Origin of the sequence: Pseudomonas sp. P39-UII1, from assembly GCF_039672635.1 — a bacterium.
GTDB lineage: Bacteria > Pseudomonadota > Gammaproteobacteria > Pseudomonadales > Pseudomonadaceae > Aquipseudomonas.
Window position 1 is genome coordinate 271777 of the sequence record NZ_JBDFPP010000001.1, and the last position, 13497, is coordinate 285273.

General features: G+C 65.2%; 12 protein-coding genes. 4 read left to right on the top strand and 8 right to left on the bottom strand.

Annotated features, from left to right (window positions below; genetic code table 11):
• Positions 1–62: 62 nt before the first annotated feature.
• The 8 genes from wspR to ABEH27_RS01375 form a co-directional block, all read right to left on the bottom strand.
• Positions 63–1067 (bottom strand): Wsp signal transduction system regulator diguanylate cyclase WspR, encoded by a 1005-nt coding sequence (wspR, locus tag ABEH27_RS01340; protein ID WP_346611831.1) that lies wholly within the window; start codon positions 1065–1067, stop codon positions 63–65.
• A gap of 50 nt (positions 1068–1117) precedes the next feature.
• The gene (locus ABEH27_RS01345) at positions 1118–2131 is read right to left on the bottom strand and encodes a chemotaxis response regulator protein-glutamate methylesterase (RefSeq protein WP_346611832.1); all 1014 of its coding nucleotides are present in this window, start codon (positions 2129–2131) and stop codon (positions 1118–1120) included.
• Complete coding sequence (locus tag ABEH27_RS01350; RefSeq protein WP_346611833.1) at positions 2128–4410, bottom strand: hybrid sensor histidine kinase/response regulator; 2283 nt, start codon at positions 4408–4410, stop codon at positions 2128–2130. The genes ABEH27_RS01345 and ABEH27_RS01350 overlap by 4 nt, the downstream gene beginning before the upstream one ends.
• Positions 4407–5072 (bottom strand): chemotaxis protein CheW, encoded by a 666-nt coding sequence (locus ABEH27_RS01355; RefSeq protein WP_346611834.1) that lies wholly within the window; start codon positions 5070–5072, stop codon positions 4407–4409. The genes ABEH27_RS01350 and ABEH27_RS01355 overlap by 4 nt, the downstream gene beginning before the upstream one ends.
• On the bottom strand, positions 5069–6322 hold the full coding sequence (locus ABEH27_RS01360; RefSeq protein WP_346611835.1) for a CheR family methyltransferase: 1254 nt from the start codon (positions 6320–6322) through the stop codon (positions 5069–5071). The genes ABEH27_RS01355 and ABEH27_RS01360 overlap by 4 nt, the downstream gene beginning before the upstream one ends.
• Positions 6319–6825 carry a chemotaxis protein CheW gene (locus ABEH27_RS01365; protein WP_346611836.1) on the bottom strand — a complete coding sequence of 169 codons (507 nt, stop codon included), beginning with the start codon at positions 6823–6825 and terminating at the stop codon, positions 6319–6321. Before ABEH27_RS01365 ends, ABEH27_RS01360 begins: the two co-directional genes overlap by 4 nt.
• Before the next feature lie 5 nt (positions 6826–6830).
• The gene (locus ABEH27_RS01370; protein ID WP_346611837.1) at positions 6831–8453 is read right to left on the bottom strand and encodes a methyl-accepting chemotaxis protein; all 1623 of its coding nucleotides are present in this window, start codon (positions 8451–8453) and stop codon (positions 6831–6833) included.
• Between the two features lie 126 nt (positions 8454–8579).
• Positions 8580–9266, bottom strand: coding sequence for a tellurite resistance TerB family protein (locus tag ABEH27_RS01375; RefSeq protein WP_346611838.1), 687 nt, complete (start codon positions 9264–9266; stop codon positions 8580–8582).
• A gap of 207 nt (positions 9267–9473) precedes the next feature.
• On the opposite strand from ABEH27_RS01375, the gene ydcS reads away from it, so the two are divergent.
• The 4 genes from ydcS to ABEH27_RS01395 all read left to right on the top strand — a co-directional run bounded on the left by ydcS (position 9474) and on the right by ABEH27_RS01395 (position 13496).
• The gene (gene ydcS / locus ABEH27_RS01380) at positions 9474–10625 is read left to right on the top strand and encodes a putative ABC transporter substrate-binding protein YdcS (protein ID WP_346611839.1); all 1152 of its coding nucleotides are present in this window, start codon (positions 9474–9476) and stop codon (positions 10623–10625) included.
• 121 nt (positions 10626–10746) lie between these two features.
• Entirely contained in the window at positions 10747–11787 is a 1041-nt protein-coding gene (locus ABEH27_RS01385) for an ABC transporter ATP-binding protein (RefSeq protein ID WP_346611840.1), read from the top strand.
• Between the two features lies 1 nt (position 11788).
• Positions 11789–12700, top strand: a complete 912-nt coding sequence (locus tag ABEH27_RS01390; protein WP_346611841.1) for an ABC transporter permease — start codon at positions 11789–11791, stop codon at positions 12698–12700.
• Entirely contained in the window at positions 12690–13496 is an 807-nt protein-coding gene (locus ABEH27_RS01395) for an ABC transporter permease (protein ID WP_346611842.1), read from the top strand. Before ABEH27_RS01390 ends, ABEH27_RS01395 begins: the two co-directional genes overlap by 11 nt.
• Position 13497: the final 1 nt, after the last annotated feature.

The window sequence follows — 13497 nt, forward strand, 5'->3', positions numbered from 1 at the left end:
AAAGCCCGCGAGTATAACCGATCCAGGGAGCTGCGGCAGCCCGTTGGGCTACCGCTCGTGCCTCAGGCAATGCCGACCTGGTTGCGGCCGCTGTTCTTGGCCAGGTACAAGCCCTTGTCCGCTGCCGAAATCAACTGCCGGCAATGGCTGCCGATCGCAGGTGTGTGGGTCGCCAGGCCAATGCTGACGGTCAGCCGCGAATCGGCCTGCGGCGCTGTGTGCGGAATACTCAGGCCATGCACGGTCTGGCGTAGCTTCTCGGCGACCAGGCGGGCACCGCCCGGGGAGGTATTGGGCAGCACCAGGGCGAACTCCTCGCCACCGTAGCGCGCCGGCAGGTCGGTGGGCCGTGCGCAGGAACCGCGAATGGCCTCGGCCACCTGGCGCAACGCCTCGTCCCCGGCCAGGTGGCCGAAACTGTCGTTGTAGACCTTGAAGTAATCGACATCGATCATCAGCAACGACAACTGCTGCTGTTCACGCATGGCCCGGCGCCATTCCAGCTCCAGGTACTCGTCGAAATGGCGGCGGTTGGACAGCCCGGTCAGGCCGTCCGAGTTCATCAGCCGCTGCAGCATCAGGTTGGTGTCGAGCAGTTGTTGCTGGCTCACCCGCAGTGCACGGTATGCCTCGTCGCGCTGCAGCAGGGTCAGGTACGAGCGCGAGTGATAGCGGATGCGCGCCACCAGCTCGATGGTGTCCGGCAGCTTGACCAGGTAGTCGTTGGCACCTGCCGCGAAGGCAGCGCTTTTGACCAGCGGGTCTTCCTTGGTCGACAGGACGATGATCGGGATGTCCTGGGTGGCCGGGTTGTTGCGGTACTCGCGCACCAGGGACAGGCCGTCCAGGCCCGGCATGATCAGGTCCTGGAGGATTACCGTGGGCTTGATGCGCATGGCCTGGGCCACCGCCTGGTGCGGGTCGGCGCAGAAGTGGAAGTCGATGTTCTCTTCGTGGGCCAGGCCACGACGCACCGCTTCGCCGATCATCGCCTGATCGTCGACCAGCAAGACCATCGCCGAATTTTCATTGGCGGTCGCAAAACCTTCGATGGGTAGATCAGTCATCCGTATTCACCTGATCACGGCCGCGTGGGCGGGGTGATTCAATACATTCGTCATTGTGCGAAGATTTCCATCAAGCGCCCGGCAATCCGCTCCAGCGGACGGATTTCCACCGCCGCACCGATTGCCGCGGCAGCCTTGGGCATGCCATAGACTGCACTGCTGGACTGGTCCTGAGCGATGGTCAGAAAGCCTTGCTGGCGCATCAGTTTGAGGCCCTGGGCGCCATCGCGGCCCATGCCGGTGAGCAAAACGCCCACCGCATCGCCGCGCCAGTAGCGCGCCACGCTCTCGAAGAACACATCGATCGAGGGCCGGTAGATTTCGTTGACAGGTTCGGCAGTGTAGGCCAACTGGCCGTTCTGCAGCAGGCGTATATGGTGGTTGGTGCCCGCCAGCAGCACCTGGCCGGGCTGCGGTGGCTCGCCCTCACGGGCCAGGCGCACCGGCAGGTCACAAGCGCTGGCGAGCCACTCGGCCATGCCAGCGGCGAACACCTGGTCGACATGCTGAACCAGCACGATGGACGCCGGAAACGCCTTGGGCAGCCCCTTGAGCAGCACTTCCAGCGCGGCTGGCCCACCGGCCGACGAGCCGATCGCCACCAGGCCGCGGCGCTGTGCGGCATCACGCAAGGGTGCCGCCACCGGTTTGGTCACGCCGGGCCGTTGCTGGCCGATCAGCCAGCTGATATTGAGGATCTTGCGCAGCAGCGGCGCCGCCGCCTCACGCGCATCCCCAGCCCCCAGGGCCGGGGTGTCGACCACATCCAGCGCGCCATGGCCCATGGCTTCGAACACCCGGTGCACGTTCTGCTTGCGGTCGACGGTGACGATGACGATGGCGCACGGCGTCTCGGCCATGATCCGCCGGGTCGCCTCCACACCGTCCATCACCGGCATGATCAGGTCCATGAGAATCAGGTCGGGGGTGGCCACGGCGCACTGGCGCACGGCCTCGGCGCCATCACCGGCGACCCAGATCACCTCGTGCGCGGGCTCGAACGCCAAGGCCCGGCGCAACGCCTCTACCGCCATGGGCATATCGTTGACGATGGCGATCTTCATCCCTGAGCATCTCCGATCAGTTCTACCACGGCATCCAGCAACGCATCATCGTGGAAGCTGGCCTTTGCCAAATAGTAGTCGGCGCCAGCGTCCAGGCCACGCCGTCGATCTTCCTCGCGGTCCTTGTACGACACCACCATCACCGGCAGGGCCTGCAGGCGCTGGTCGCGGCGCACCAGGGTGACCAGTTCGATACCGTCCATGCGTGGCATGTCGATATCGGTGATCAGCATGTCGAACGCTTCGCTGCGCAGCGCGTTCCAGCCGTCCATGCCATCGACCGCTACCGCCACCTCGAAGCCGCGGTTGCTCAGCAGCTTGCGTTGCAGCTCGCGCACGGTGAGCGAGTCGTCGACCACCAGAATGCGCTTGCGGCTGGCACCACGGCCGCCTTGCACGCCACGCTCGATGCGCTCCAGGCGGCCGGTGCTGAGCAGCTTCTCGACCGAACGCAGCAGGTCTTCGACATCGACGATCAACACCACCGAGCCGTCGTCCAGCAGTGCCCCTGCCGAAATGTCCTGAACCTTGCCCAGGCGCGGATCCAGCGGCATCACCACCAGCACACGTTCGCCGATCAAGCGTTCCACGGCCACGCCATACAACTGCTCACGCTCGCGAATGACCACCACCCGCAAGCTGCTTTGATCGCCCTGTGCGGTCGGCCGGTTGAGCAGCTGGGTGGCCGCCACCAGGCCGATATGCCGGCCCTCGTGCCAGAAATGCTGACGGCCTTCGATCTGCACGATCTGCTCGGCCGCTACCTCCAGCGTGCGCTCGATATGCGCCAACGGAAACGCATAGGCTTCACCGCCGACTTCCACGACCAGGCTGCGCACCACCGACAGCGTCAGCGGCACTTCCAGGTGGAAGCGGCAGCCCTGGCCGGCCTGCTGGGTCAGCTCGATCGAACCGCGCAAGTCCCGAACCATATGCTGTACCGCATCCAGGCCAACGCCGCGGCCGGACACTTCGGTCACCGTGTCGCGCATGCTGAAGCCCGGCAGGAACAGGAAGGTCAGCAGCTCCGCTTCGCTCATCTGCGCCACGGTTTCTGCCGGGGACAAGCCGCGCTGGACGATACTGCGCCGCAGCCGCTGCAGGTCGATGCCAGCGCCGTCATCGCTCAGTTCGAGTATCAACATCCCGGCCTGGTGCGAGGCGCGCAGGCGGATTGCGCCGTCTTCCGGCTTGCCTGCCAACAAACGCTGCTCGGGCAGTTCGATACCATGGTCGACCGCGTTGCGCAGCAGGTGGGTCAACGGTGCTTCGAGTTTTTCCAGCACATCGCGGTCGACCTGGGTCTTGTCACCGTCGATCTGCAGGCGCACCTGCTTGCCCAGCGAGCGGCCCAGGTCACGCACCATGCGGCTCTGCCCGGTGAGCACATCGGCAAACGGGCGCATGCGGCAGGCCAGGGCGGTGTCGTAGAGCAACTGGGCGCGCTGGCTGGCCTGCCAGCCGAACTCGTCGAGGTCGGCGGCCTGTTGTTGCAGGATCTGCTGGGTTTCCACCAGCAGCCGCTGGGTCTGGGCCAGCGCGTCGAGCACTTCCAGGCTCTGGCCGCTGTCTTCCAGTTGGCTCTTCAGCCCGTCAAGGGCGCGCATGCCCTGGCCGTGCATGCGCTTGAGGCGCTGCAAGGTGGCGAGATAAGGCTTGAGGCGTTGAGTCTCGACCAGCGATTTGCTCGACAGGTCGAGCAGGCTGTTGAGCCGGTCGGCGGTTACCCGCAGCACCCGCTCGCCGCCTTCCCCACCGCGTTTACCGGCCTTGCGCGGCAGCAGCGGTTCGGCTTCGGGCTCGGGGTCGCTGAGAACCGGCTCGACCACTGGCGGGACAAAAACGGGCACCACAGGCTCGGCCGGCAGCGCGGGTGGTAAAGGCGCGGCAGCTGGGTCGAGCAGGCCTGCCATCTGCGCCAGGAACACGGGGACTGCCGCCTCACCTGCGGGGTCACCGGGTGTGGCGATATGCAGCAGCAGGTCAGTGCCGCGCAGCAGTGCGTCGATGTGCTCGGCGCGCAGCAGCAAGCGGCCTTCCTGGGCGGCTACCAGGCAGTCTTCCATGACATGGGCCACGCTGACCCCGGCATCGATGCCGACAATGCGTGCCGCCCCTTTCAGAGAGTGCGCCGCGCGCATGCAGGCTTCGAGCTGGTCGGCCTGGGTCGGGTTGCGCTCCAGGGCCATCAGGCCCGCGCTGAGCACCTGGGTCTGGGCTTCGGCTTCGAGGCTGAACAGTTCGAGCAACGATGCGTCGCGCATTTGCTCAGGGGTCATGACAGGCTCCGCTGCACGGCAGACAGTAGTTGTTGATCGTCCAGCACGCGTACGCTGCGCCCGCGCCACTGCAGCACGGCAGCAGTGTACGGCGCGCAATCTTGCGGGGCGCCCGGCAGTGCGGTGTCGAGGCGATGAATGCCGTCGATCTCGTCCACCGCCAACACCACGGGCCCGCCCGCCGCCGCGAGTATCAGCAGCCGTGGCATGCTGCGGCCGCTGCGCGCCTGCTCAGGCCCATGCGCCAGCCCCAACAGCTCGCTCAACGACAGGCACGGCACCAGCGCACCGCGCACATTCGCCACCCCTTGCAGCACCCGCGAGCGCTGATGGGGCAAGGAATGCACCGGCTGCACTGGCGCAATCTCGGCCAGGCACGCGGTGGCCAGGGCCAGCCACTCCTCGCCCAGGCGGAACAACAGCAACGAGCGCCCGGCGTGGCTCTCGACCACTGCAGCCTCATGCACCTGATCGTCCTGGGCCAGTGAATAACGGTCGAGCAGGCGGGTGGCAGCGGCGGCGTAAACTTCACAATTGCGGCAATGGATATGCCGCTCCAGCAGCGGGCACTGCTTGTCGCCGTGCACGCCGATCCGGTTCCAGCAATCGTCGATGCGCTCGTCATCCTCAGCGAGCAGCTCGATCGCGTGTTCGACATTCATCGTTCACTCTCCCGGCCTGCGCGCGCCGCACGTTCCTGCAAGCGGCGGGCACCGGCTTCGTCGCCCTGGGCCGCCAGCAGCATGGCCAGGTGCAACAGCGCTTCGGGGTGCTGAGGCTCCAGGTACAAGGCCTTGCGGTAATGGGTCAGCGCTTGGCGGGCATCGCCTTCGGTATCGCTGAGCAGGCCCAGCCAGTAATACACCTGGGCCTTGGGCGCAAAATGCTGCAGGTAGCGCTGGCAACTGGCGCGGGCTTGCACGCTGTCGCCGGCGTTGGCCTGGCGGGCAATGCTGGCCAGCAACTCGCTTTCGCTTTCGCGCTGGGCGGCGCCAGGCGCGGCAACCGGGGCCTGGCGCAATGGCCGCAGAACGGGCGCAGCTGCAGGCATGGGCCGGCTCGGCGCTGCTGGCGTCGGCAGGCTGCGCCGAATCGGCGGTGGCGCCGAGGGCGTATCCGCCGGCTGGCGGACATAGGCAAACGACTGGGCGATCCCCAACGGCCGCATACCCAGCCGCGCCAGCAGGCTGCCCTCAGCCGGCCCGATGAACAGCACGCCCTGGGCATGGGTGAGGCGCTTGAGCACTTCGAACACCCGCTGTTGCGTCGGCACATCGAAATAGATCAGCAAGTTGCGGCAGAACACGAAGTCGTAGTCGCCATTGCGGCTGCTCAAAGCGGGATCGAGCACGTTACCCACTGTCAGGCTGACCTGTGCGCGAACGCGCTCATCCAGCAGGTGGCCGTCGTCGAACTCGTGGAAGTGCCGCTCGCGAAACGCCAGCTCGCTGCCACGGAACGAGTTGCGTCCATAAACGCCCTGCACACCTTTGGCCACCGAATTGGGGCTGATATCGATGCCGTCGATATGGAACGCCGTCGGGCTCATCCCGGAGTCGAGCAGAGCCATGGCCAGGGAATAGGGTTCTTCCCCCGTGGAGCACGGCAGGCTCAGCAAGCGCAGGGGCCGTTCGCCGGCAAGCTCGGCCAGGCGCTTGTGGGCCAGCCCGACCAACGCAGTGAACGACTCTGGATACCGGAAGAACCAGGTCTCCGGAACGATCACCGCCTCAATCAGCGCCTGCTGTTCTTCTGCAGACTGCTGCAAGCGCAGCCAGTAGTCGTGCAAGTCGCTGGCATTTACCGCGACGCAGCGCTGCTGCAGGGCACGCTCGACCATGGGCGCACCCACCGAGTCGACATCCAGGCCGATCCGCTCCTGCAAAAAGCGGAAGAAGCGTTGCTCGCTCATGCTGGCACCTGCCCGGGCTCAGGGGGGAACAGCAGCTCGCGCACGGCATCGGTTAGCAAATCATCGACTTCGATACGCTGCAGCAAGCCGCTGGCGTCCTGGCGAACCGGGCCCAGGTAACGCGCCTCGCCGTTGTCCAGGCCATAGGGCTGGAACTCCTCGGCGGGGCAACGCAAGGTTTCGGTGGCTTGTTCGAGGATCAACCCAAGCTGATGCTCGCCACGGTAGCGCACCAGCACCAGGCGTGTGCTGGTGCGTGCTGCCGCCGGGCGCGCAAAGCTCAGTGCCGACAGGTCGACCACCGGCACCAGGGCGCCACGGTGGGCCACAATGCCAGCGACCCAGGCCGGAGCCTGGGCGATCGGCTTGAGCGGCCGGCGCGGCAGCACCTCGACCACTTCGCGCACGTCCAGGGCAAAGCGTTGCTCGTTGAGACGAAACTGCAGGTACAGCGTGCCCTTGGCGCTGGCCGCTGCTGCCGTATGAGGGTGCAGGTCGGTCATGGCGGTCAGACTTTGAAGCGCGAAACACCGCCGCGCAGGCCCGCGGCCACCTGGCTCAGCTCGTCAATGGCGAAACTGGCCTGGCGCAGCGATTCCACCGTCTGGGTGCTGGCATCGCTGAGCTGGGCCAGCGCTTGGTTGATCTGCTCGGCACCGGTAGCCTGGGCCTGCATGCCTTCGTTGACCATCAGCACCCGCGGCGCCAGCGCCTGCACCTGGTGGATGATCTGGCTCAGTTGCTCGCCCACCTGCTGCACCTCGAACATGCCGCGGCGCACCTCTTCGGAGAACTTGTCCATGCCCATGACCCCGGCCGAGACCGCCGACTGGATTTCCCGCACCATCTGCTCGATGTCGTAGGTCGCCACCGCCGTCTGGTCCGCCAGGCGCCGCACCTCGGTGGCCACGACGGCAAAGCCACGGCCGTACTCGCCGGCCTTTTCCGCTTCGATCGCGGCATTGAGCGACAGCAGGTTGGTCTGGTCGGCGACCTTGACGATGGTCACCACCACCTGGGTGATGTTGCTGGCCTTTTCGTTGAGGATCGCCAGCTTGGCGTTAACCAGGTCGGCAGCGCCCATCACCTGGTGCATGGTGTCTTCCATGCGCGCCAGGCCCTGCTGGCCGGAACCTGCCAGGCTCGACGCCTGGTCGGCGGCGCTGGTGACTTCGGTCATGGTGCGCACCAGGTCGCGCGAGGTAGCGGCGATCTCACGCGAGGTGGCACCGATTTCGGTCGTAGTGGCCGCGGTTTCGGTGGCGGTGGCCTGCTGCTGCTTGGAGGTGGCGGCAATTTCAGTGACCGAGGTGGTCACCTGCACCGACGAACGCTGGGCCTGGGACACCAGGTTGGCCAGCGCCTCGGCCATTTCGTTGAAGCCGCTTTCGATGGCGCCGAACTCGTCCTTGCGGTCGAGGCTCAGGCGCATGCTCAAGTCGCCCGAACGCAATTTGTCGAGGGCATGCACCACGCGCTGTACGGGGGCGGTGATAGCACGCATCAGCAACAGGCCGCAGATACCGGCCGCAACGATCGCCAACAGCAGCGAGACGATCATGCTGCCCTTGGCGGTGCTCACGGCGCTGACGATCTCGTGGGTAGCGGCATCGGCGGATTCGCGGTTGTGCTCGATCACCGTGTTGAGGTGCTTGCGGCCGTCCACCCAGGCCGGGGTGAGGACGTCCTTGATCAGCCGCTCGGCTTCGGTGTAGTCGTGCCGACGGTAAGCGTCCAGGACCTGGCCGATGATATGCGTGTAGGTTTCCTCCATCTGGATGAAGGTGTCGAAGCGCGCCTGGTCGTCATTGTCCTGAATGGTCTGCTGATAGCTGGCCATGTGCTGCTTGAGGCGGTCTTCAAAGCTTTTGAACAGTTCCATGTCTGCCGCAGTGATTTCGCGGTGGTCGGACAACCCCACCAACTGCTGGCTGGTGACGTAACTGTCGACCCAGGCGCTGCGGATCATCGAGCTGTAGTAAACCCCGGGAATGCTGTCGGTGCCGACCGCCTCCTCGGCACTTTCGATCGCCACCAACCGTGAGTAGGCGGCCACGATCATCAGCAGCATGATGGCGATGATCACGGCGAAACTTGCCAGGATCCGTTGGCGCAACGTCCAGTTCTTCACATTCAGCCCTCAGGAATTCACAACGAGCGGGAAAATCGCCGAAGTATAGCCCAGGCTTCCTACGCTTTTGCGGCTGAAATGCGGGGTAATCAGGCATCCATGCCTGATGGACAGGCCATTTGCAGGTTATTGCCCTGCGCCAAGGCGCGCCTGGCTTTCCAGCTCCTGGCGCAGCGCCGGGTCCAGGCGCAGCTGCCGCGCCAGTTCGTCCAGGTAGGCACGTTCCATGAAGTTCTCCTGGTCGACCATCATCAGGCTGGCCAGATACATCTCGGCGGCCATCTCCGGCGTTTGCGCGGCGCGGGCTACTTCGGCCGGGTCCAGCGGTTTGTTCAGCTCGTCGTGCAGCCAGTGCTGCAGCTCGCGGTCGCTGTCCAGGCGGGTGAATTCGCCCTCGATCAGCGTGCGCTCGCGCTCGTCGATATGGCCATCGGACTTGGCGGCCGCCACCAGTGCGCGCAATACCGCCTGGCTGTGCTGCTCGGCCTGTGCCGGCGGCAGGCGGTCGAGGGTTTGCGGTTCGCCCGCCTGCCCTGCCCCCTGGCGGGCCTGCCAGTTGCCATAGGCTTTGTAGGCGAGCACCCCGAGCGCGGCCAAGCCGCCGTAGGTGATCACCTTGCCGCCGTACTTGCGCGCTTTCTTGTTGCCCAGCAACAAGCCCAGCGCCCCAGCCCCCAAGGCCCCGCCGCCAGCCCCGGAGAGCAGGCTGCCGAGGCCGGCGCCACCGGTCGAGGGCTTGCCTGAGCCTGACTGTTTGTTCAGCAGTTCCTGGCCGGATTTGAGCAATTGATCGAGCAGGCCCCGGGTGTTCATGCGTGCGTCTCCACGGTAACGAAGGTAACCCGCAGAGTACGGCCTGGCGGGTGGAAGGCCATCCCTGGATTTGCTTCCGGATGTTGCGTGGACAAGCAAAAAACGCAACTAGACTCGAAGTCGCGCAAGCGCACTACGCTTATGACAATCGCTCCACTGCTTTCTTGACGACTGCCCCGACCAAGATCTCCAAAAAGAGGGAACACCATGTCAGTGCACAAGACCGCATTGCTCGGCGCCGTGACCGGCGCGCTGCTGGCCAGCGCCGGCCTGCAGGCCGCCGAGCTGCCCAAGGCCCTGGGCGCCGGCGAAGGCCGGCTGGATATCGTCGCCTGGCCCGGCTACATCGAACGCGGCGAGAGCGACAAGGCCTACGATTGGGTCACGGGTTTCGAAAAGGAGACCGGCTGCAAGGTCAGCGTCAAGACCGCCGCCACCTCCGACGAAATGGTCAGCCTGATGAACAAGGGCGGTTACGACCTGGTCACCGCCTCCGGCGACGCTTCGCTACGCCTGATCGTCGGCAAGAAAGTGCAACCGATCAACACCGCGCTGATCCCCAACTGGAAGAACCTCGACCCGCGCCTGCAGAACGGCGGCTGGTACGTCGTCGACAAGCAGGTTTTCGGCACCCCGTACCAGTGGGGGCCAAACGTGCTGCTGTACAACACCCAAACCTTCAAGCAGGCGCCGAACAGCTGGAGCGTGGTGTTCGAAGCGCAGGACCTGCCCGATGGCAAACCGAACAAGGGCCGCGTGCAGGCCTATGACGGGCCGATCTACATCGCCGATGCAGCGTTATACCTGAAGTCGGCCAAGCCTGAACTGGGCATCCAGGACCCGTACGAGCTGAACGAAGCCCAGTACAAGGCGGTGCTCGACCTGCTGCGCCAGCAGCAACCGCTGATTCACCGTTACTGGCATGACGCGACGGTGCAGATGAGCGATGTGAAAAACGAAGGCGTGGTCGCATCCAGTTCGTGGGGCTACATGGTCAATGGCCTGAAGGCGGAGAACCAGCCGGTAGCCTCGACCATACCGAAGGAAGGCGCCACCGGCTGGGCCGACACCACCATGCTGCACAGCGAGGCCAAGCACCCCAACTGCGCCTACAAATGGATGGACTGGTCACTGCAGCCGAAGGTACAGGGCGACGTGGCGGCCTGGTTCGGCTCGTTGCCGGCGGTGCCGGCGGCCTGTACCGGCAGCGAGTTGCTGGGGGCCGAGGGCTGCAAGACCAACGGCTTCGACAATTTCGACAAGATCGCCTTCTGGAAGACCCCACAGGCCCAGGGCGGCAAGTTCGTGCCGTATAGCCGCTGGACGCAGGACTACATTGCGATCATGGGCGGGCGTTGAGTTTTATTTGGCCTGTGCCGGCCTCATCGCCGGCAAGCCGGCAAGCCGGCTCCCACACTGTTCGCGTTGTTGCCGGCGATTAGGCCATTGAGGCCAATTGATGAACAACTGAGTCGTGCCCATGCCCTTAGCAGTCCAGTTCACCCAGGTATCGCGCACCTTCGGCGAGGTCAAGGCTGTCGACCAGGTCAGCATCGACATCGTCGACGGCGAGTTCTTCTCCATGCTCGGCCCTTCCGGTTCGGGCAAGACCACTTGCCTGCGCCTGATCGCCGGCTTCGAGCAGCCCGACAGTGGCTCCATCCGCATCCATGGCGTCGAAGCCGCTGGCGTGCCGCCCTACCAACGCGACGTCAACACCGTGTTCCAGGACTACGCACTGTTCCCGCACATGAACGTGCGCGACAACATCGCCTACGGCCTCAAGGTCAAGGGCGTGGCCAAGGCCGAGCGCCATGGGCGCGCCGAGGAGGCCTTGGCGATGGTGGCCCTGGCGGGTTATGGCGAGCGCAAACCGGCGCAGCTTTCCGGTGGCCAGCGCCAGCGCGTGGCCTTGGCGCGGGCGCTGGTCAATCGGCCGCGGGTACTGTTGCTCGACGAGCCGCTGGGCGCACTCGACCTGAAACTGCGTGAGCAGATGCAGGGTGAGCTGAAAAAGTTGCAACGCCAGCTGGGCATCACCTTCATTTTCGTTACCCACGACCAGACCGAAGCACTGTCGATGTCTGACCGCGTGGCGGTGTTCAATCGCGGCCGCATCGAGCAGGTCGATACCCCACGCAACCTGTACATGAAACCGGCCACCACCTTCGTTGCCGAGTTTGTCGGCACCTCCAACGTGGTCCGCGGCGACCTGGCCGAGCAACTCAGTGGCAGCCGGGCCCCCTTCTCCATCCGCCCCGAGCATATCCGCCTGCTGAGCCAGCCCGGCGCGGTTGACGGCGTGCAGATCAGCGGTCTGCTGCGCGACGTTCAGTACCAGGGCAGCGCCACCCGTTATGAGCTGCAGCTGGACAGCGGCCAACTGCTGGCGGTCAGCCAGGCCAACGACCGCTGGCATGAACGGCCACAGGACTTGCAAACCGGCCAGCGGGTGCAGGCGCATTGGCCGCGCGAGGCGATGACGGCGCTGCAGGAAACCGTCCTGGCCGAGGGCCGGTGAGATGAGCCCGTTGCGCAGTTTTTCCAACCTGCTCTACCGCCGCCCCAACCTGTACCTGCTGTTGCTGCTGATCCCGCCACTGACCTGGTTCGGCGCCATTTACCTGGGCTCGTTGCTCAATTTGCTGTGGCAGGGGTTCTACACCTTCGACGACTTCACCATGGCGGTCACCCCAACGCTGACCCTTGGCAACTTCGCCGCGCTGTTCAACCCGTCAAACTTCGACATCATCCTGCGCACCTTGACCATGGCCGTGGCGGTCTCACTGGCCAGCGCCGTGCTGGCATTCCCCATCGCCTACTACATGGCGCGCTACACCAGCGGCAAGACCAAGGCGTTCTTCTACATCGCCGTGATGATGCCGATGTGGGCCAGCTACATCGTCAAGACCTACGCCTGGACGCTGCTGCTGGCCAAGGGTGGCGTCGCGCAGTGGTTCGTCCAGCAACTGCACCTCGAAGGCCTGCTGCAGGCATTGCTGGCCGTGCCCGGCGTGGGCGGCAGCACGCTGTCGACTTCGCACCTGGGGCGCTTTCTGGTGTTCGTGTACATCTGGCTGCCCTTCATGATCCTGCCCGTGCAGGCCTCGCTGGAACGCCTGCCGCCGTCATTGCTGCAAGCCTCGGCAGACCTCGGCGCCCGGCCGGGGCAGACCTTCCTGCAGGTGGTCCTGCCGTTGTCGGTACCGGGCATCGCCGCCGGCTCGATCTTCACCTTCTCGCTCACCCTCGGCGACTTCATCGTGCCGCAACTGGTCGGCCCGCCCGGCTACTTCATCGGCAGCATGGTCTACGCCCAGCAAGGGGCAATCGGCAACATGCCCATGGCCGCGGCGTTCACCCTGGTGCCGATCGTGCTGATTGCGGTGTATCTGTCCATCGTCAAGCGCCTGGGGGCCTTCGATGCACTCTGAAAAAGCGTCGATGGGCCTGCGCCTGGCGGCCTGGGGCGGGCTGCTGTTCCTGCACTTCCCGATCCTGATCATCGTTCTGTACGCCTTCAACACCGAAGACGCGGCATTCAGCTTCCCGCCCAAGGGCTTTACCCTCAAATGGTTCGCCGTGGCCTTCGCCCGCCCGGACGTGCTCGAAGCGATCAAGCTGTCGTTGCAGGTGGCCTGCCTGGCCACGCTGATCGCCCTGGTGCTCGGCACCCTGGCCTCGGCGGCGCTGTACCGGCGCAGCTTCTTTGGCAAGGAGAGCATCTCGCTGATGCTGATCCTGCCGATCGCCCTGCCCGGGATCATCACCGGCATCGCCCTGCTGTCCGCGTTCAAGACGCTGGGTATCGAGCCGGGCCTGTTCACCATCGTGGTCGGCCATGCCACCTTCTGCGTGGTGATCGTCTACAACAACGTGATCGCCCGCCTGCGGCGCACCTCGCAGAGCCTGATCGAAGCGTCGATGGACCTCGGCGCCGATGGCTGGCAGACCTTCCGCTACATCATCCTGCCCAACCTCGGCTCGGCGCTGCTGGCCGGCGGCATGCTGGCGTTCGCCTTGTCATTCGACGAAATCATCGTCACCACCTTCACTGCCGGCCACGAGCGCACCCTGCCAATCTGGCTGCTCAACCAGCTCAGCCGCCCGCGCGACGTCCCGGTGACCAACGTGGTCGCCATGCTGGTGATGCTGGTGACCATGCTGCCGATCCTCGGCGCCTACTACCTGACCCGCGGCGGTGAAAGCGTCACGGGCAGCGGCAAATGAC

What these genes read in the sequence shown, in the direction of transcription:
- ABEH27_RS01350 (WP_346611833.1), bottom strand. Translation starts at nt 4,410, where the DNA reads ATGACCCCTGAGCAAATGCGCGACGCATCGTTGCTCGAACTGTTCAGC.
- ABEH27_RS01360 (WP_346611835.1), bottom strand. Translation starts at nt 6,322, where the DNA reads ATGAGCGAGCAACGCTTCTTCCGCTTTTTGCAGGAGCGGATCGGCCTG.
- ABEH27_RS01375 (WP_346611838.1), bottom strand. Translation starts at nt 9,266, where the DNA reads ATGAACACCCGGGGCCTGCTCGATCAATTGCTCAAATCCGGCCAGGAA.
- ABEH27_RS01395 (WP_346611842.1), top strand. Translation starts at nt 12,690, where the DNA reads ATGCACTCTGAAAAAGCGTCGATGGGCCTGCGCCTGGCGGCCTGGGGC.
- ABEH27_RS01345 (WP_346611832.1), bottom strand. Translation starts at nt 2,131, where the DNA reads ATGAAGATCGCCATCGTCAACGATATGCCCATGGCGGTAGAGGCGTTG.
- ABEH27_RS01385 (WP_346611840.1), top strand. Translation starts at nt 10,747, where the DNA reads ATGCCCTTAGCAGTCCAGTTCACCCAGGTATCGCGCACCTTCGGCGAG.
- ydcS (WP_346611839.1), top strand. Translation starts at nt 9,474, where the DNA reads ATGTCAGTGCACAAGACCGCATTGCTCGGCGCCGTGACCGGCGCGCTG.
- ABEH27_RS01390 (WP_346611841.1), top strand. Translation starts at nt 11,789, where the DNA reads ATGAGCCCGTTGCGCAGTTTTTCCAACCTGCTCTACCGCCGCCCCAAC.
- ABEH27_RS01355 (WP_346611834.1), bottom strand. Translation starts at nt 5,072, where the DNA reads ATGAATGTCGAACACGCGATCGAGCTGCTCGCTGAGGATGACGAGCGC.
- wspR (WP_346611831.1), bottom strand. Translation starts at nt 1,067, where the DNA reads ATGACTGATCTACCCATCGAAGGTTTTGCGACCGCCAATGAAAATTCG.
- ABEH27_RS01365 (WP_346611836.1), bottom strand. Translation starts at nt 6,825, where the DNA reads ATGACCGACCTGCACCCTCATACGGCAGCAGCGGCCAGCGCCAAGGGC.